At 65.0% G+C, this 17,934-nt stretch carries 15 protein-coding genes; 11 read left to right on the top strand and 4 right to left on the bottom strand.

Translation table 11 applies throughout. The annotated features are described in order from the left end of the window. Positions 1–75: 75 nt before the first annotated feature. The gene (gene hemE, locus ACI1V7_RS15345; RefSeq protein WP_404532658.1) at positions 76–1,158 is read left to right on the top strand and encodes a uroporphyrinogen decarboxylase; all 1,083 of its coding nucleotides are present in this window, start codon (positions 76–78) and stop codon (positions 1,156–1,158) included. Between the two features lie 282 nt (positions 1,159–1,440). On the opposite strand, the gene ACI1V7_RS15340 is transcribed toward hemE, so the two are convergent. Beyond that, entirely contained in the window at positions 1,441–1,668 is a 228-nt protein-coding gene (locus tag ACI1V7_RS15340; RefSeq protein ID WP_404532657.1) for a hypothetical protein, read from the bottom strand. Between the two features lie 58 nt (positions 1,669–1,726). On the opposite strand from ACI1V7_RS15340, the gene ACI1V7_RS15335 reads away from it, so the two are divergent. Next, a complete protein-coding gene (locus tag ACI1V7_RS15335; protein ID WP_404532656.1) occupies positions 1,727–3,730 on the top strand; it encodes a primosomal protein N' in 2,004 nt (667 codons plus the stop codon). A 112-nt stretch (positions 3,731–3,842) separates the two neighbouring features. Beyond that, positions 3,843–5,303: a dihydrolipoyl dehydrogenase gene (locus tag ACI1V7_RS15330; RefSeq protein WP_404532655.1), complete on the top strand. Its 1,461-nt coding sequence runs from the start codon at positions 3,843–3,845 to the stop codon at positions 5,301–5,303. An 89-nt stretch (positions 5,304–5,392) separates the two neighbouring features. Here ACI1V7_RS15330 and ACI1V7_RS15325 read toward each other — a convergent pair whose 3' ends face one another. Beyond that, a complete protein-coding gene (locus tag ACI1V7_RS15325) occupies positions 5,393–5,884 on the bottom strand; it encodes an SRPBCC family protein (protein WP_404532654.1) in 492 nt (163 codons plus the stop codon). A 181-nt stretch (positions 5,885–6,065) separates the two neighbouring features. Here ACI1V7_RS15325 and ACI1V7_RS15320 point away from each other — a divergent pair, with 181 nt between their 5' ends. From ACI1V7_RS15320 to ACI1V7_RS15305, 4 genes are all read left to right on the top strand, one after another. Continuing rightward, positions 6,066–8,126 (top strand): UvrD-helicase domain-containing protein, encoded by a 2,061-nt coding sequence (locus tag ACI1V7_RS15320; protein ID WP_404532653.1) that lies wholly within the window; start codon positions 6,066–6,068, stop codon positions 8,124–8,126. A gap of 253 nt (positions 8,127–8,379) precedes the next feature. Continuing rightward, complete coding sequence (locus tag ACI1V7_RS15315; RefSeq protein WP_404532652.1) at positions 8,380–10,563, top strand: DUF4214 domain-containing protein; 2,184 nt, start codon at positions 8,380–8,382, stop codon at positions 10,561–10,563. Between the two features lie 105 nt (positions 10,564–10,668). Further along, positions 10,669–10,872 (top strand): SlyX family protein, encoded by a 204-nt coding sequence (locus tag ACI1V7_RS15310; RefSeq protein ID WP_404532651.1) that lies wholly within the window; start codon positions 10,669–10,671, stop codon positions 10,870–10,872. 37 nt (positions 10,873–10,909) lie between these two features. Further along, a complete protein-coding gene (locus ACI1V7_RS15305; protein WP_404532650.1) occupies positions 10,910–11,527 on the top strand; it encodes a hypothetical protein in 618 nt (205 codons plus the stop codon). Here ACI1V7_RS15305 and ACI1V7_RS15300 read toward each other — a convergent pair whose 3' ends face one another. Continuing rightward, a complete protein-coding gene (locus ACI1V7_RS15300) occupies positions 11,528–13,393 on the bottom strand; it encodes a hypothetical protein (RefSeq protein ID WP_404532649.1) in 1,866 nt (621 codons plus the stop codon). A 9-nt stretch (positions 13,394–13,402) separates the two neighbouring features. Beyond that, positions 13,403–13,789, bottom strand: coding sequence for a GtrA family protein (locus tag ACI1V7_RS15295; protein ID WP_404532648.1), 387 nt, complete (start codon positions 13,787–13,789; stop codon positions 13,403–13,405). A gap of 350 nt (positions 13,790–14,139) precedes the next feature. Between ACI1V7_RS15295 and ACI1V7_RS15290 the strand changes: the two genes are divergently transcribed. The 4 genes from ACI1V7_RS15290 to ACI1V7_RS15275 all read left to right on the top strand — a co-directional run bounded on the left by ACI1V7_RS15290 (position 14,140) and on the right by ACI1V7_RS15275 (position 17,773). After that, positions 14,140–14,727, top strand: a complete 588-nt coding sequence (locus ACI1V7_RS15290) for a TMEM175 family protein (RefSeq protein WP_404532646.1) — start codon at positions 14,140–14,142, stop codon at positions 14,725–14,727. A 213-nt stretch (positions 14,728–14,940) separates the two neighbouring features. Beyond that, positions 14,941–17,055 carry a M3 family metallopeptidase gene (locus ACI1V7_RS15285; protein WP_404532645.1) on the top strand — a complete coding sequence of 705 codons (2,115 nt, stop codon included), beginning with the start codon at positions 14,941–14,943 and terminating at the stop codon, positions 17,053–17,055. Between the two features lie 203 nt (positions 17,056–17,258). After that, a complete protein-coding gene (locus ACI1V7_RS15280) occupies positions 17,259–17,471 on the top strand; it encodes a VF530 family protein (protein WP_404532644.1) in 213 nt (70 codons plus the stop codon). A gap of 14 nt (positions 17,472–17,485) precedes the next feature. Further along, positions 17,486–17,773 (top strand): DUF4404 family protein, encoded by a 288-nt coding sequence (locus ACI1V7_RS15275; protein WP_404532643.1) that lies wholly within the window; start codon positions 17,486–17,488, stop codon positions 17,771–17,773. Positions 17,774–17,934 lie beyond the last annotated feature (161 nt).

Below are 17,934 nucleotides of genomic sequence, written 5' to 3'. Positions count from 1 at the left end.
ATTGGAAGGTGCCCCCATGCCCGAGCAGTGCGATAATAGAGGTTTGCCCTCGATTTCCTTGACGGATTGTCATCCATGCCACAATTTGCCCCGCTCCAGAACGACACCTTTTTGCGTGCGCTGCTGCGCCAGCCGACCGAGTACACGCCGGTATGGCTGATGCGCCAGGCGGGGCGCTACCTGCCCGAGTACCGCGCCACCCGCGCGCGCGCCGGCTCGTTCCTGGGCCTGGCCAAGAATCCGGACTACGCCACCGAGGTGACGCTGCAGCCGATCGACCGCTATCCGCTGGACGCGTCGATCCTGTTCTCGGACATCCTGACCGTGCCGGACGCGATGGGCCAGGGCCTGTACTTCGAGGATGGCGAAGGCCCGAAATTCGAGCGCACCGTGCGCACCGAGGAAGACGTGGCCAGGCTGCAGGTGCCGGACATGGGCACGCTGCAGTACGTGTTCGACGCCGTCACCCAGATCCGCACGGCGCTGAACGGCCGCGTGCCGCTGATCGGCTTTTCCGGCAGCCCGTGGACGCTGGCCTGCTACATGGTCGAAGGCGGCGGTTCGCGCGAATTCCACACCATCAAGAAGATGGTGTACGCCCGCCCGGACCTGGCGCACCGCATCCTGGAGATCAATGCCGAGGCAGTGGCGCAGTACCTGAACGCCCAGATCGATGCCGGCGCCCAGGCCGTGATGATCTTCGACTCCTGGGGCGGCACGCTGGCCGACGGCGCCTACCAGGCGTTCTCGCTGGCCTACATGCAGAAGGTGGTCGCGAAGCTGCAGCGTGAAAAGGATGGCGTCCGTATTCCCGTCATCGCTTTCACCAAGGGCGGTGGCCTGTGGCTGGACGAGATGGCGGAGATCGGCGCCGATGCGCTGGGCCTGGACTGGACCGTCAACCTGGGCCGCGCGCGCGCGCTGGTCGGCGACCGCGTCGCCCTGCAGGGCAACCTGGACCCCGCGATCCTGCTGTCCACGCCGGACGCCGTGCGCGCCGAAGTGGAAAAGGCATTGACCAGCTACGGCACCCCGTCGGCCGGCCACGGCCACGTGTTCAACCTGGGCCACGGCATCTCGCAATTCACGCCGCCGGAATCCGTCACGGCCATGGTCGAGGCGGTGCACGCCATCAGCCGCCGCCAGCGGGCCGGCTGATCCATTCGCCGTGCACGTCCCACGGGGCGCTGCACGGCTGCTGCGCAACCCCACTTATTCACAAAAGTCCACGGACGAATTGTCCAGGCTGTGAAAACATACAGTGGTGGACCGAACCATTCAAGTCGTTGATTTTATTGGTTTTAATCCCGGGATGCCGGCACGCCCGGGGCATCGTCCCCAAGGCGGGGCACCCGGTTCGGCGAAGTTTGCCCGGCATTGTTCACAAAGTTATGCACAGCTTCTGTGAATAATGCGGAAAAGTGCTTGGTTTACCGGGGTTTACGAGATTTCTTCAAGTATCGCATCAAGTTTTTGCTGCACTGCGCTTGAGTTCTTCACCGGAAATTCCCAGTTATGCACAGAAGTGGCCGAGCGATGCACCGTTTCGGATGCCTGCGCGTGAAAATTGCAAACCGTTGATTTTAAAGGGGAAATTTTTTGTTGACGTTGAGGAATTGCCAAGTGCTTTGCGCTAACGTAAACCTTCTCCACGGTCAAGTTTTCCATTTTCCACAAAGTTTTCCACAGTTTTCCACAGTCCGTTTTTTGCTCTCAAGGTAGCCACTTGGCCTGCATTCTCCAAATCGCCCTCGATACCCCGCTCGACAGCGTGTTCGACTACCGCTGGCCCTGCGAGCCCGGTAGCGAGCCGCTTGTCGGGCAGCTGGCGCTGGTACCCTTCGGCCGGCGCGAGGCGGTCGGCGTCATCGTCGCCATCCAGGCATCGAGCGCCGTGCCCGAGGACAAACTGAAGGATGCGCTGGCCGTGCGCAGCCAGCTGGCGCCGCTCTCGCCCCAGTGGCTGGCGCTGGCGCGCTTCGCCGCCGACTATTACCACCGTCCGCTGGGCGAGGTGGCGATGCCGGGCCTGCCGAAGAACCTGCGCCTGGCCTCCACGGTGGCGCTGGACCGGGCCCTGAAGAAGCTGGCCAAGCTGGCCGATGCGCACGATCCCGTCCCCGTCGACATGCCGGTGCTGAATCCCGCCCAGCAGCAGGCCGCCGATGCCATCGGCGGCGCGCAAGGCTTCGCGCCCCTGCTGCTGTACGGCGTCACGGGCAGCGGCAAGACCGAGGTGTACCTGCAGGCCTGCGCCCAGGTGCTGGAGCGCGACCACGACGCCCAGATCCTGATCATGGTCCCCGAGATCAACCTGACGCCGCAGCTGGAAGCGAACATCCGCGCGCGCTTCCCCGGCGTGATGCTGGCCACGCTGCACAGCGGCCTGTCCGAAGGCGAGCGCATGCTGCACTGGCTGGCCGCGCACCAGGGCCGGGCGCGCATCGTGCTGGGCACGCGCCTGGCCATCCTGTCCTCGCTGCCGCACCTGAAACTGATCGTCATCGACGAGGAACACGATCCCTCCTACAAGCAGCAGGAAGGCTTGCGCTATTCGGCGCGCGACCTGGCCGTGTGGCGCGCGCGCCAGCTCGCCATTCCCATCGTGCTGGGATCGGCCACGCCGTCGCTGGAGAGCTGGCACCACGCGCAGACGGGCCGCTACCGCAGGCTCGAACTGCGCGAGCGCGCCGTGCGCGACGCCGTGCTGCCGCGCGTGAAGCTGATCGACATGGAGCGTGACAAGCCGAAAGAGGGGTTGACGTCGAACCTGATCGCGGCATTGCGCAGCCGCCTCGAGCGCGGCGAGCAGTCGCTGCTGTTCCTGAACCGGCGCGGCTATGCGCCCGTGATCTGCTGCGAGGCCTGCGGCTGGATCAGCGATTGCACGCGCTGCAGCGCCCACATGGTGCTGCACCGTCCCGAGCGGCGCCTGCGCTGCCACCACTGCTCGCTGGAGATGCGCATTCCGCACGCCTGCCCGACCTGCGGCAACATCGACCTGCAGCCGCTGGGACGGGGCACGCAGCGCGTCGAGGAAGCCCTGCAGGCGCTGTTCCCGCAGGCGCGCATCCTGCGCATCGACGCCGATTCCACGCGCCTGAAGGGCAGCGCCCAGGCCGCGTTCGACGCCGTGCACCGGGGCGACGTCGACATCCTGATCGGCACGCAGATGGTCGCCAAGGGCCACGACTTCAAGAAGCTCACGCTGGTGGGCGTGCTGAACCCGGACACGGCGCTGTTCTCGCAGGACTACCGCGCCAGCGAGCGCCTGTTCGCCCAGCTGATGCAGGTGGCGGGCCGCGCCGGCCGCGCCGGCCTGGAGTCGGAAGTGCTGATCCAGTCGCGCTATTGCCAGCATCCGCTGTACGGCGCCGTGATGCGGCACGACTACGACCGCTTCGCCGGCGACTTGCTCGAGGAGCGCCACCAGGCCGCGCTGCCGCCCTTCATGTACCAGGCGCTGCTGCGCGCCGAGGCGCCGGAACTCGCCACCGCCATCGCCTTCCTGGAAAGCGCGCGCGACGTCCTGCCGACCGACGCGGTGGTGATCAACGATCCGATCCCGATGACCATGACGCGGGTGCACAACGTCGACCGCGCCCAGTTGCTGGTCGAATCGAATTCGCGTCCCGCGCTGCAGGCCTTCCTGACGGCCTGGGTGGACCTGCTGCGCGCCATGAAGACGCGGGTGCGCTGGTCGCTCGAGGTCGATCCGCTCGACATCTGAGCGGACGCCGCGAAATGCCGGCCGCGCTGCCGACATGGCAAAATTGGCGTATCGTCATGCATGCATGAGCATGCGAATTGGTCGTAGCGCGAACAGCAAGCGGGAGAACACGATGCAGAAACTGAAGGTCGATGTCGCGGTGATCGGTGCCGGCACGGCGGGCCTGGTGGCCTACCGCGCGGCGGTGCAGCAGGGCGCACGCACGGTGCTCATCGAAGGCGGGCAGTACGGGACGACCTGCGCGCGGGTCGGGTGCATGCCCAGCAAGCTCCTGATCGCGGCGGCCGAGGCGGCGCACATGCTCGACCTGGCGCCCGAATTCGGCGTGCACGCGGGAGAAAAACGCATCGACGGCGCAGCCGTGATGGCGCGCGTGCGGCGCGAGCGCGACCGCTTCGTCGGCTTCGTGCTGGAAGGCGTCGACACCATCCCGGACGCCGACAAGGTGCGCGGCCATGCGCGCTTCGTCGCGCCGCACCTGCTGCGCGTCGACGGCGTCGACGGCAAGGAAAACGGGGAAGGGCTCGAGATCGAGGCGTCCCGCATCGTGATCGCCACCGGCTCCACGCCGACCCGGCTGCCCGTGCTGGCCGGCGCCGGCGCGGGCGTCATCACCAGCGACGACGTGTTCGACTGGCAGGACCTGCCACAGTCCGTGGCCGTCATCGGCACCGGCGTGATCGGCCTGGAACTGGGCCAGGCGCTGGCCCGCCTGGGCGTGCGCGTGAGCGTGTACGCGCGCGGGGGCAGCGTGGCGCAATTGACCGACCCGGTGGTGCTGCGCCAGGCCGGACGCGTGCTGCGCGAGGAGCTGGACCTGCATTTCCAGTCCGAGATCGTGAAAGCGGAACGGGATGGCGACGAGATCGTGCTGTGCACGCGCGAGGGCGGGGAAGAGCGCTGCGCCCGTTTCCAGTACGTGCTGCAGGCGGCCGGCCGCACGCCCAATGTGGGCAAGCTCGGGCTCGAGCACAGCGGCCTGGCGCTGGGACCGAACGGGGTGCCGCTGTACGACAGCCGCACCATGCAGTGCGGGAACAGCCACGTCTTCATCGCCGGCGACGCCAACCAGGAATTGCCGATCCTGCCCGAGGCGGCCGATCACGGCAAGATCGCCGGCGACAACGCCGGGCGCTACCCGGACGTCCGCCCCGGCCTGCGCCGCACGCCGCTGACGGCGGCCTTCACCGAGCCGAACATCGTCACGCTGGGGGCCAGCTACAAGGCGCTGACGGCGCCGGGCAAGCCGAAGTTCGCGGTCGGCAAGGTCTCGTTCGAGAACCAGGGCCGCAGCCGCGTCATGTTGCAGAACAAGGGGATGTTGCGGGTGTACGGCGAGTACGTCACGGGCCGCTTCCTGGGCGCCGAGATGATCGCCCCGCGCGGGGAGCACATCGGCCACCTGCTGTCCTGGGCCGTGCAGTCGCGCCTGACCGTGGACCAGATGCTGGAAATGCCCTTCTACCACCCGGTGGTGGAAGAGGGCGTGCGCACCGCGCTGCGCGACCTGGCCCACAACATCGCCAAGGGTACCAGCGACATCGATCCGGACGAGGTCGAGCCGGGAACGTGACGGTTCCGGATGCATGGTGGGCATGTGATGCCCACCCTACGGATCGGCGCGTGTCGTAGGGTGGGCACCACGTGCCCACCATCACCGCATCAATTCAGATAGCTGGCATCCAGCTTGCCGTCGGCCGCCAGCTGGCGCACGATCTTGACGGTGTCGATGTCGGCTTCCTGGTAGGCCGACTTCTTGAAGTCCTCGTACATGCGGCCCATGTCGTCGTCGGCGTTCGGATTGCCGTCGTCGTAGCAGAAGCGCACCAGCAGCCGGCCTTCGTCCGGCGCCTCGATGCGCATGGTCAGGCGCGACTGGGCGATGTCGCCCTGGGCCGGCACCTCGAAACGCACTTCCTGCAGCGGGGTCAGGAAGACGGTGTCGTCGATCACCAGGTCGCCGTAGCGCAGGCGGCGCGTGAAGCTGCTCGTTTCGCTGTTGCGTTCGCCCAGCGTGCACTCGTCCAGGTGCGGGACGAACAGCTTCGGATCCTCGGCGCGCAGCACGAGGCCGCGCCACAGCTGCTCGCGCGTCACCGTGTCGATCAGCGGGTTCAGCGGGTCGTTAATCTCGATCAGGTGTTCAAATTTCATTGTTGTTTTCCTCGTGCGCCATCCGTAAAAACGGTATCTGGTGGCAAAGCGCTGTTTCTCAAGCATCATGCGCCTGGGATTGTCGATATGGAAATGCCGGCGTGTCGATTTCGATACGCGCCGGTTCGCACGGCGGGCCCGGCTTCGCTACAATGCTGAGCTGTCCTTCCAGAAATTTCCCATGTCCACCACCCCGAACTTCGGCCTCAACGGTCCGCAAAGCGAAGCCGTGCTCTACCTCGACGGTCCCTGCCTGGTGCTGGCCGGCGCCGGTTCCGGCAAGACCCGCGTGATCACCCAGAAGATCGCCTACATGATCGAGCACCGCGGCTACGATCCGCGCACGATCGCCGCGCTCACGTTCACGAACAAGGCGGCGCTCGAGATGCAGGAGCGCATCGGCAAGCTGCTCAAGCAGCCCAAGCAGGCCAAGCAATTGACGGTCTCGACCTTCCACTCGCTGGGCGTCAAGATCCTGCGCCAGGAAGCGGCCGGCGTCGGCCTCAAGGACAAGTTCTCGATCATGGACAGCGACGACTGCTACACGATCGTGTCCGACCTGGCCGTCACCACCGACAAGCAGGAAATCCGCCGCATCCAGAACGCCATCTCGCTGTGGAAGAACGGGCTGGTCGATCCCGAGGATGCGATCAACAACGCCCAGGACGAGGACGAGGCCCAGGCCGGCCGCATCTACCGCAGCTATCTCGCCACGTTGCAGGCCTACCAGGCGGTCGACTTCGACGATTTGATCCGCCTGCCGGTGGAACTGTTCCGCAACAACGAGCCGATCCGCGACCGCTGGCAGCGCCGCCTGCGCTACCTGCTGATGGACGAGTACCAGGACACCAATACCTGCCAGTACGAGCTGGTCAAGCTGCTGGTGACAGGCCTCGGCAAGAAGCCGATGTTCACGGCCGTGGGCGACGACGACCAGGCGATCTATGCCTGGCGCGGCGCCTCCGTCGAGAATTTGAAAACGCTGCAGACCGACTTCCCCGACCTGCGCGTCATCAAGCTGGAACAGAACTACCGCTCGACCACGCGCATCCTGCAGGCGGCCAACGCCGTCATCGGCAACAACCCGAAACTGTTCGAGAAATCGCTGTGGTCCGAGCACGGCCTGGGCGAGCCGATCCAGGTGACGGGCATGCCGAACGACGAGACCGAGGCCGACCAGGTCGCGATGCTGATCTCGACCGAGCACTTCCAGCGCAAGAACAAGTGGTCCGATTTCGCGATCCTGTACCGCGGCAACCACCAGGCCCGCGTGATCGAGCAGGCACTGCGCAAGGAACGCATCCCGTACACGATTTCGGGCGGCCAGAGCTTCTTCGACAAGGCCGAGATCAAGGACATCATCGCCTACCTGCGCCTGATCGCCAACGAGAACGACGATCCCGCCTTCATCCGCGCCATCACCACGCCCAAGCGCGGCGTGGGCATGACGACCATCGAGGCACTGGGCGAATTCTCGAAGCAGTGGAACTGCTCGCTGTTCGAGGCCGCGCTCAAGGGCGGCATCGAGGCGCGCCTGCAGGACCGCCAGCTGATCCCGCTGCGCGAGTTCTGCCACTGGATCAACGAGCTGGAATCGCGCGCCACCCGCCCCGGCCCGTCCGGCAGCGGCGACGCCGCGGCCGAGCTGCTCGACGACATGATGAAGGAAATGAACTACGAGCACTATTTGTACGAGAACTTCGACGACCGCGCCGCCCAGGGCAAGTGGCAGAACGTGCTCGAGTTCGTCAACTGGCTGAAGGAGCGCGGCCGCGGTGGCCGCGACCGCGACGGCGAGGAGAAGAACCTGCTCGAGCTGACCCAGATGGTGGCCCTGATGTCCATGCTCGAAGGCCAGGACGAGGAGCCGGACGCCGTGCGCATGTCGACGCTGCACGCATCGAAAGGCCTGGAATATCCGCACGTCTACCTGGTCGGCTGCGAGGAGGGCATCCTGCCGCACAAGGGCGACGTCGACGATGCCGTCGAGAAGATCGCCGCCCGCATCCAGGAAGAGCGGCGCCTGATGTACGTGGGGATCACGCGCGCCCAGCGCACCCTGCACGTCACCTGGTGCAAGAAGCGCAAGCGCGCCGGCGAACTGGTGCACTGCGATCCGTCGCGCTTCATCAAGGAAATGGCGCTCGACGTCGGCGACGCCCCGCCGAAGGAAAACGAAATCCTCAGTCCCAAGGAACGCCTGGCCAACCTGAAGGCCTTGCTGGCTTCCCCGAGAGGCTGATCCCGGCTTTTCCCCACGTCCCGGGCGCGCACGCCGTCCGGGTACTGTTGACGTCGCTACGCAACAGTTCCGTAAGTGTTCACTAACAATCGTTGCATGCAAGCCTTGATGGGCTGGCAAGAGGTGCGCACGATTGAAATTCTTATTTGACTTCAACTATCACACAGGAAATACTTTCCGGAAGTGATTTTTTATTATCAATTTTTTACCAGCAAGATATAGCTGCAATCCTTGCAGCGTCAACGATCTACCGATGGCAACCGTATCCGATATCATTAGCACCCCGTTGTCGGGGCTGAACCACATCGACGCCCTGCTCGACAGCGGACCCGATTGGAATTACCTCACGCCGTCTGGCAATGTTTTGTACTACACCTTTTCGATCGCCTCCGGTAACGAAACGGGTAAGACCGGCCAGGAAGCCTTTACGGTAGCGCAGCAAGCGGCAACCCGCAGCGCGCTGGCCTATATTTCAGAATTGACCGGCATCCAGTTCACCGAGACGGCGGCAGGCATCGCTGCCGACATCCACCTGTGCAACCTGAACCTAACCCCGAGCAACGTAACGGGCCTGTGCAGCTGGCAGAGCAGCTACAGCTACAGCGGCGACCAGCTGCGCAGCTATACGGCCGACGCCTACGTCTATCTCGACAACGTCGAGTGGCGCAGCCAGAGCATGAACCTCGCGGCCGGTACCGACGGCTACGAGACGCTGTTGCACGAGCTGGGCCATGCACTCGGTTTGAAGCACCCGTTCGAGACGACGGACGACAACACGGCCACGCTGCCGGCTTCGCAGGACAACACCTCGAACACCCTGATGTCGTATACGGGGCGCGGGGGGCCGTATGCGACCTATTCGCAGGACGACATCGCGGCGCTGAACTGGCTGTACGGCGGCGACGGCTTGCGCGGCGCCTACGGCATCAACTCGACGTCCGGCGGACGTTACATCACGGGAACCAGTGGCGCCGATACTCTGACGGGTACTGCTGCCGACGATAAACTCGAAGGAGATGGAGGTAACGACATGATCGATGGTGGAGCAGGAACGGATACCGCGGTGTTCCGCGGCGACCGCAGCAATTACAACATCACCGTGCTGGCGAACGGCGACATCCAGGTGGCGAGCAAGAATGGTATCGACGGCACGGATACGCTGCGTTCGATCGAGCTGTTCGAGTTCAATGGCCAGAGCGTGAGCCGCGCCGACGTGGCTTCGGCCGATACCGTGCCGCCGCGTGCCCCGGAATTCAACGTTACGAAGAATGCGAACGGTTATACGAACGTCAAGACGCCGGCCGTGACCGGCAGCGCCGAGGCCGGTACAACTGTCAAGATCTTCACCAGCGCCAATGTCCAGGTCGGTACCGCGGTGGCGGACGCCAGCGGCATCTGGAGCACCAAGCTCAGTGCTTTCGCCGATGGCCAGAACTACCAGGTGTATGCCGTGGCAGTCGACGCTGCCGGGAATACCTCGGCGCCCAGCGCCACGTCCACCTTCAACGTCGACACCGTGGCGCCGGTCGTCCCGACCTCGAGCCTTTCCTACAGCACAGGCACCAATCAAGCGACCGTTACCGGCACCGGTGAAGCCGGTACCAAGATCGAGCTGTACAAGATCGGGGTGAAGAGCGACTTCAGCGATACGGTCGTGATTGCTCAAACCACCGTGGGCAGCGATGGCAAATGGACGATTGCTACGTCGCCCTTGCCCAACGCCGACTACCTCGTCCGGGCCAGTTCAACCGATATGGCCGACAATTCGAGTAGCGCGGCAAATACGCTGACCTTCAACGTCAACAGCAGCCTGAACCTCTCCGGCACCGCCGGCAACGACAAGCTGGCGGCGCCCGTGGGCGGCAACAACGCCATCGACGGCGGCGACGGCATCGACACCGTGGTCTACGCGGGCACCCGCGACAGCTACAGCGTAAACAAGGAAGTGTGGGGCTTTGGCGTCACCGAGAAGGGCGGCGCCGGCGGCCACGATGCCGTGATCAACGTCGAGCGCCTGCAGTTCAGCGACGGCTACCTGGCGCTGGACACCGACGGCACGGCCGGCCAGGTGTTCCGGCTGTACCAGGCCGTGTTCGGCCGTCCGGCCGAGCCGGCGGGCGAAGGCTATTGGATCTGGGCCAAGGAAACCGCCGGCTCCTCCTGGAACGACATCGCCAACAACTTCGCGAATTCGAAGGAGTACATCGACCGCTACGGCGCCAATTCGCCCACCAACGAATTCGTCAACCACCTGTACGAGAACGTGCTGCACCGTACCGCGGATGGCGCCGGCTACGACTACTGGGTGGACGTGCTGAACCACGGCGCGGCGCGCAGCGACGTGATCATCGCGTTCAGCGAAAGCCCGGAAAACCAGGCGCTGGTCATCGGCAGCATCCAGAACGGCATCGACTACGTGCCGTACACGCCGGCCTGAGTTCCGGTCCGGACTCCGCGCCGGTTTTTTCGCGCAACCCGGGAGCCGCAGGCATAATGCGGCTCTTTTCATTTGCGCTCGCGCGCGTACGCCACAGGAACCGCTATGAGCGACGAAAACCGTTTCATCGACATCGAACTCAAGCTGACCGACCAGGAAAACCTGGTCGACTCGCTCAACCGCACCGTCTACGAGCAGGGGCGCCGCATCGAACAGCTGGAGGCCCTGGTGGGCAAGCTTGCCGAGCACGTGCGCACGCTGCGCGACGCCGGCCAGGGCCCGGTCAACGAGCGGCCGCCCCACTATTGAGTTGACGAAAGGGCATGGCTGGGGCATCGTGCGGTTCTTGCCGAGCAACGACGCGATCCCGCACACGATTCCGATGATTTCCAGCAGCAATCTGCCTTCCGACGAAGCACTGGCCCGGCTTGCCGCCGCGCCGCCCTTTTACGTGGTAAGCAGGCGCAAGCTGACGATCCTCTACCTGGCCACGTTCACCCTGTACACGTTCTACTGGTTCTACAAGAACTGGGACCGCTACAAGGGCAAGCATCCGGAAGCATCGCGCTTCGGCACCACGATCTGGCCTGTGCTGCGCGCCGCCTTCCCGATGTTCTTCACGCATGCGCTGCTGCGCAAGGTGAAGGCGCACGGGCTCCATCTGCCGCAGGTGGCCGCCTGGCACAGCGGCTGGACCGCCACGTTCATGGTCGCGTGGATGATCCTGTCGGCCGTCATCGACCTGCCGCTGCAGGGCACGGCCGGCGACGTGGTGTCGATCGTCGCCATCTTCCCGCTGCTGCTGCCGCTGTTGCAGTCGCAGCGGATGATCAACCTGGTCTGCGGCGATCCGGCCGGGGCGGGGAACGACCGGCTGTCGACGGGTCACTACGCCGTGATCGTCCTCGGCTGCCTGTTCTGGCTCGCCACCCTCATCGGCCTGTTCCTGCCGGCCGACGCCTGATTACGGTGCCGGCGCGTGGCCGCTCGCCGTCACCGGGCATAGCCTGAACGGATACGGTTCGTCGCCGACGGCGGCCGGATAGTTCTTGCAGCCCGCTTCGTCGATCGCCAGGCCGTAGTGGCCCAGGTTCTCGCGCGCGGCCTGCATGACGGCGCGGTCGCGTTCGGCCAGGTCCACTACGTAGCGCGCCTGCAGCTCGACCGTGCACTGGCGTCCCGGCTGCGCGAGCGGTTTCATCTGCACCTGGAAGCGCACCCGCTGCAGCAGGCGGTCGAGACGCGCGCAACCGGCCGCGTCGGCGGTCAGGCCCAGCATGTCGACCAGTTCCTGCTTGCGGCGCAGGCTGCTTTCCTTTTCATTCTTGGCCAGCGCCAGCATCACGAAGTGCGGTCCCTGGCGCTCGGCGATGGCGGCCTGGATGCGCGCCACGTAGGCCGGCGATTCCGGGAAGCCCGAGCCCAGTGCCACCACGCGCACGTCGGCCGGGAAGAAATTGGCCAGCCAGCCCATGGGCGGATGGGCGTGGGCGGTGAACACGATCGTCGATGCGGGGCGTTCGAACGCGGGCAGGCGGGCGCTGAAACCGTTGGCGGCCCAGCCGGCATGGCCCCAGGTCATGAACGGGAACACGACAAGCGTGGTGGCGGCCAGCAGCCAGCCGGCCAGGCGCGCCGCCACCGGGCGCTGGACGATGCGCTCGACCAGGATCCACACCATCAGCGGCGCCAGCAGCTCGAGCGGGACCAGGTAGCGGTAGATGCCGAAGACCTTCATCCAGGCCAGGTAGGCCACCAGGCCGAACACCAGCAGGAAGCGCGCGCGCGCCGACAGCGCCGATCGCACTTGCTTGCCGGCGAAGCGTTCGGCCAGCCAGGTGAGCAGGAACACGATGGCCAGCGCATACAGGACCGGCAGGACGGCCTGCTTGAGCAGGATTTCCGATACGCGCAGGAAGTGTTTGGTGAAGACGAAGGGCCAGAACAGCGCTTCCAGCGCATTGTGCGGCATGTGGAAATTGTCGATGACGCCCAGCTGCTGCGCGAGGGGACTGCGAAACACATTGTTGAACTGCGGGAACAGGGGGTTGCCGAAGCGCTCCCACATCGCCAGCCACCACCAGCCGGCCGTTACCAGCATCCCCGCCACGATCGCGCAGCCGCCCGCGAAGGCCGCGCCCAGGCGCACGCGCGCAGGCGCCGGCAGCACCAGCAGGGCGACGCACAGGGCCGCCGCATAGGTGACGTTGGTCGGCTTCAGGCCGGCGCCCAGGCCCATGACGAAGCCGGCCAACAGCACGGTCTTCACCGTCTGCGCCGACCAGGCCGGCAGGTGGTCCCAGCCGCGCAGCACCAGGTAGACCGAGGACAGCGTCAGCAGCGCCGTCATGTTGTCGCCCATCGAATTGCCCAGCTCCGACAGGAAACCGGCGCCGCACATGCCGACGGCGGCCAGCAGCAGCGGCAGGCGCGCGGTGTCGGCCGCCTGGCCGAGCACCCGGCGCGCGATGGCCAGTACCAGGATGAAATTCAGGCCGTGCAGCCAGCCCATCACGAAGCCGACGGCCGGCGCCGGCAACCAGCGGTTGAGCAGGTAGTAGGGCAGGTCGAGCAGCGGATTGAAATAACTTTGCCACTGGCCGGGCGCCATGTCGATGGCGAGGCGGCCGTGCAGCAGCGCATGCGGGTTATACCAGTGATAGTTCTTCAAGTCCCAATTGTCGTCCTGGCCGAGCGCGACGGACAGCAGGCCGAACAGCACGGGCACGATGCATGCGGCCAGGAAGGGCGCACGTGGATGGGACAGGATGGCCGTGCGGCGCTGGAACCAGCGTTCGACGAGTGCGAAGGGGTTCTTCGAGAAACGCATGATGATCTTTCAGGACTTGAAGACGAACAATTTGGCGCTGACGAAATTGACGGCCATCCCGGCTACGGAACCGCAAGCGACCGCCAGGCCGGGGGCCCACCACGCCGCCGGCAGCAGCGACAAGGCCAGGCTGTAGACGAGAAAATTGACCAGCATCCCGCCCGTCATGCTGGCCAGGTAGCGCCACCACTCGCGCCAGGGAGACGCGGTGGCGGCGAACGTGAAGCGCCGGTTGAAGCGCCAGGTCGAATAGGCCGCGGCGACGAACGACAGCAGGCGCCCCGCGATCCAGCCCGCGCCCAGCGCCATGGCGCAGTACAGCACGCCGACGTCGACGACGAAGCCGAGCACGCCGGCAACCGCGAAGCTGCCCAGCTGGCGCGAGGCGCTACGCATGCTTGCCGCCGGCATCGACAACGGAAAGGGCGAGAGGGGCATACCGCTTCTGCCCGCTGCGCGCCCGCGGCAGGAGGGCGCGGAAGGCGGCGGCGACACGCGGCGCGTCGGACGTCGCGTGGGGGCCGGAAGGGGACAGCAAGTCGGGGTGGGCGCTCATGGAACCGTTCGTTTCTTCAGCAATTGCTCGACCGGGGATTATAGCTGCTCCCCGTGGCATGTTGCCATCGAGATATCTACATATTATTCTCACCGGGCGGCCAGTCGGCGGCCGCGCGAGGGCGCTCTCGTCCAAGCTTTTCCGGGACGATGCGGCCACCATCGACGATCTTCTTCATCAAGTGTGACCTATGGGAAAAACCCGGCTCGAAGCCTTCAGCGACGGCGTCATCGCCATCATCATCACCATCATGGTCCTGGAATTGAAGGTGCCGCACGGCGCCGAGTTCCGCGACCTGCTGCCGCTCTGGCCCGTGTTCATGGGCTATGTGCTGAGCTTCGTCTATGTCGGCATCTACTGGACCAACCACCATCACCTGCTGCACGCCGTGAAGGAAGTCGGCGGCGGCATCCTGTGGGCCAATCTGCACCTGCTGTTCTGGCTGTCGCTGATCCCGTTCGTGACGACCTGGATGGGCGAGAACCATTTCGAGACCTGGCCGACAGTGGCCTACGGCATCGTGCTGGTGATGTGCGCGATCGCCTATGCGGTGCTGGTCAAGGCGCTCGTGTTCCACCATCCGAAGAATGCCGCGCTGGCGCGGGCGCTGGGGCGCGACCGCAAGGGCAAGCTGTCGATCGTGCTTTACACGGCCGGCATCTTCGCTTCGTGCGCGCACCCGGCCGCCGGCTTCCTCGCCTATGCGGTCGTGGCCGTCATGTGGCTGATCCCCGACCGGCGCATCGAAGGGCACCTGGGAAACGCCGACGCGTCGTAAATACTCCGGGAATATGATGGGTTGTTGATATAAAACGCAACAATTGGTTTGTGCCGGCGCGGGTGTAAGCCTGCTATTATTTTGATCGAACTTTCCGCCGGGATATCCCCGGCGGTGTTCTTTCAGCCGCCGACGTCGCCGTCGCCGCACAAGAAGAGACCATGGCTGCCACCCGCATGGCCTGGTCCGCCAACCCTCCCGGAGAGCTTCCGTATGAACCGTTCCCACCTGCTGGCCATCGCTGTCACCGCAGCCTTCGCCAACCTGGCCCACGCCGCTTTGCCGGCATCGAACCCGTTCGCCAAGCCGAGCACGCTGCCGTTCCAGTACCCGGCCTTCGACAAGATCAAGAACGAGGACTTCGCGCCCGCGTTCGACGAAGGCATGCGCGAGCACATGCGCGAAATCGACGCCATCGCCAACAGCAAGAGCGCACCGACCTTCGACAACACCATCGTCGCCATGGAGCGTTCGGGCCAGCTGCTGAACCGCGTCTCGACCACGTTCTCGAACCTGGTGGGCACCAACACGAATCCGACGCTGGACGCGCTGGACAAGGACCTGGCGCCGAAGCTGGCCGCGCACAGCGACAAGATCCGCCTGAACGAGAAGCTCTACCAGCGCATCCAGACGCTGTACGACAAGCGCGCGCAGCTGAAGCTGGACGCCGAATCGGCCTACCTGCTGGAGCGCTACCACACCGACTTCGTGCGTGCCGGCGCCAAGCTCTCGGCCGCCGACAAGGAAAAGCTGAAGGCGTATAACGGCAAGATCGCCGCCCTGCAGACCCAGTTCAGCCAGAACGTGCTGAAGGAAGCGAATGCCTCGGCCCTGGTCGTGGACAGCCGTGCGGAGCTGGCCGGCATGTCGGACAAGGCGATCGACGTCGCCGCCGCGGAAGCGAAGAAGCGCGGCCTGGACGGCAAGTTCGTGATCCCGGTCGTGAACACCACCCAGCAGGCGCCCCTGTCCGTGCTGACCAACCGCGCCACGCGCGAGAAGCTGCTGGCGACCTCGCTGGCGCGCGGCAGCCACGGCGGCGAGTTCGACAACCGCAACGTGGTGCTCGAACTGGCCAAGCTGCGCGCCGAACGCGCCGCGCTGCTGGGCTATCCGAGCCATGCCGCCTACCTGCTGGAAGACCAGACCGCCAAGACCACCGGCGCCGTCAATTCCCTGCTGGCCGAATTCGCCAAGCCGGCCGTGAACAACGCGAAGAAGGAAGCGGCCGAGATCCAGAAGGCCATCGACGCCGACGGCGGAAAATTCCAGGCCACCGCCTACGACTGGAACTACTACAGCGACAAGGTGCGCCAGGCGCGCTACGCCTTCGACCAGAACCAGCTGCGTCCGTACTTCGAATTCAACCGCGTGCTGATCGACGGCGTGTTCTTCGCCGCCACCAAGGAATACGGCATCACCTTCAAGGAGCGCAAGGACCTGCCCGTGTACGACCCGGACGTGCGCGTGTTCGACGTGTTCGACGCCGACGGCAAGCAGCTGGCGATCTTCCTGCACGACCCGTATGCGCGCTCGAACAAGCGCGGCGGCGCCTGGATGAATGCCTACGTGGGCCAGAATGCGCTGCTGGGCACCCACCCGGTCATCGCCAACCACCTGAACATCCCGAAGCCGGCCGCGGGCGAGCCGACGCTGCTGACCTACGACGAAGTGCGTACAATGTTCCACGAGTTCGGCCATGCGCTGCACGGCATGTTCTCGAACGTGAAGTACCCGCGCTTCTCGGGCACCCGCGTGCCGCGCGACTACGTCGAGTTCCCGTCGCAGGTCAACGAGATGTGGATGGCCTGGCCGGAAGTGCTGGCCAACTACGCCAAGCACTACCAGACCGGCGCGCCGATGCCGAAGGAATTGCTGGACAAGGTGCAGGCATCGACCAAGTTCAACGAGGGCTACCGCACCACCGAGTACCTGGCCGCCTCGATCCTGGACCAGAAATGGCACCAGCTGGGCGCGAACCAGATCCCGACCGACGTGCTGGGCTTCGAAGCCAAGTCCCTGCATGACGCCGGCGTCGACTTCCCGCTGGTCCCGCCGCGCTACCGCACGACCTACTTCTCGCACGTGTTCTCGGGCGGCTATTCGGCCGGCTACTACGGCTACCTGTGGGCCGAGAAGCTGGACGCCGACACCGTCGAGTGGTTCAAGGAAAACGGCGGCCTGACCCGCAAGAACGGCGACCGCTTCCGCCAGATGCTGCTGTCGCGCGGCGGCACGATGGATGCGATGGAGATGTACCGCAACTTCCGCGGCCGCGATGCGAAGATCGAGCCGCTGCTGGAGCGCCGCGGGTTGACGGGCGAGTAAGCCACGTCACGCAATAAGTCACGTCGTCCCTGCGCAGGCAGGGACCCAAGCTGACGTGCCGAAGTCGGATGACACGCACGACTGCGGACCGCGCGGCTTCGGTTACTCGGCATGGATCCCCGCCTGCGCGGGGACGACGTGTATCCAATGTGTCATCATCCGGTATACACTGCCCCCACTCCCTACCCAATATCATTCTCGCAATGAGTGTTCAGGCATTACACGGTATTACCTTAGAATCCCTGTTGACCCGATTGGTCGAACATTACGGCTGGAGCGAACTCGCGCGCCGGATCGACATCAATTGCTTCATCAGCGACCCGAGCATCAAGTCGAGCCTGAAGTTCCTGCGCAAGACGCCCTGGGCCCGCGACAAGGTCGAGAAGCTGTATCTCGAGACCACGTTCAACAAATAAGGGAATGACACGCCATGCTGCCCGATAACGAAGACACCCTCAAAGCGCACCTGAAGACCCTGCACCGCAGCCTCAACGAGAACGGCGGCCAGGTCGACGAAGAACTGCAAATGTTGCTGCGCCAGCTCGACGGCGACATCAACCGCCTGCTGGAGCGCCGCGCCGAGGAAGACCTCGACGCCAACACGTATGGCCTGGCATCGCGCAGCCAGGAGATCACGGCCAAGTTCGCGGCCAAGCACCCGACGCTGGAGCCGGCCCTGCGCCAGCTCGGCAACATCCTGGCCAACATGGGCATCTGAATCCCTGGCGATCATGCGTCAAGGATGAGACAAGTGATTGAAAGATAAGCCATTTTTTGGCGGGGAGGCAGCCCCGGATCGGCTTTTCCGGTAAAATGCCGGCCAATGAACTCCCCAGCCAATCTTTTCGCGAGCGTCCCCAAGCGCTCCAGCCGTGCTCC

The organism is Massilia paldalensis (assembly GCF_044901715.1).
Classification (GTDB): Bacteria; Pseudomonadota; Gammaproteobacteria; order Burkholderiales; family Burkholderiaceae_D; genus Telluria; species Telluria paldalensis.
This window is presented reverse-complemented; position numbering and strand designations above follow the sequence as displayed.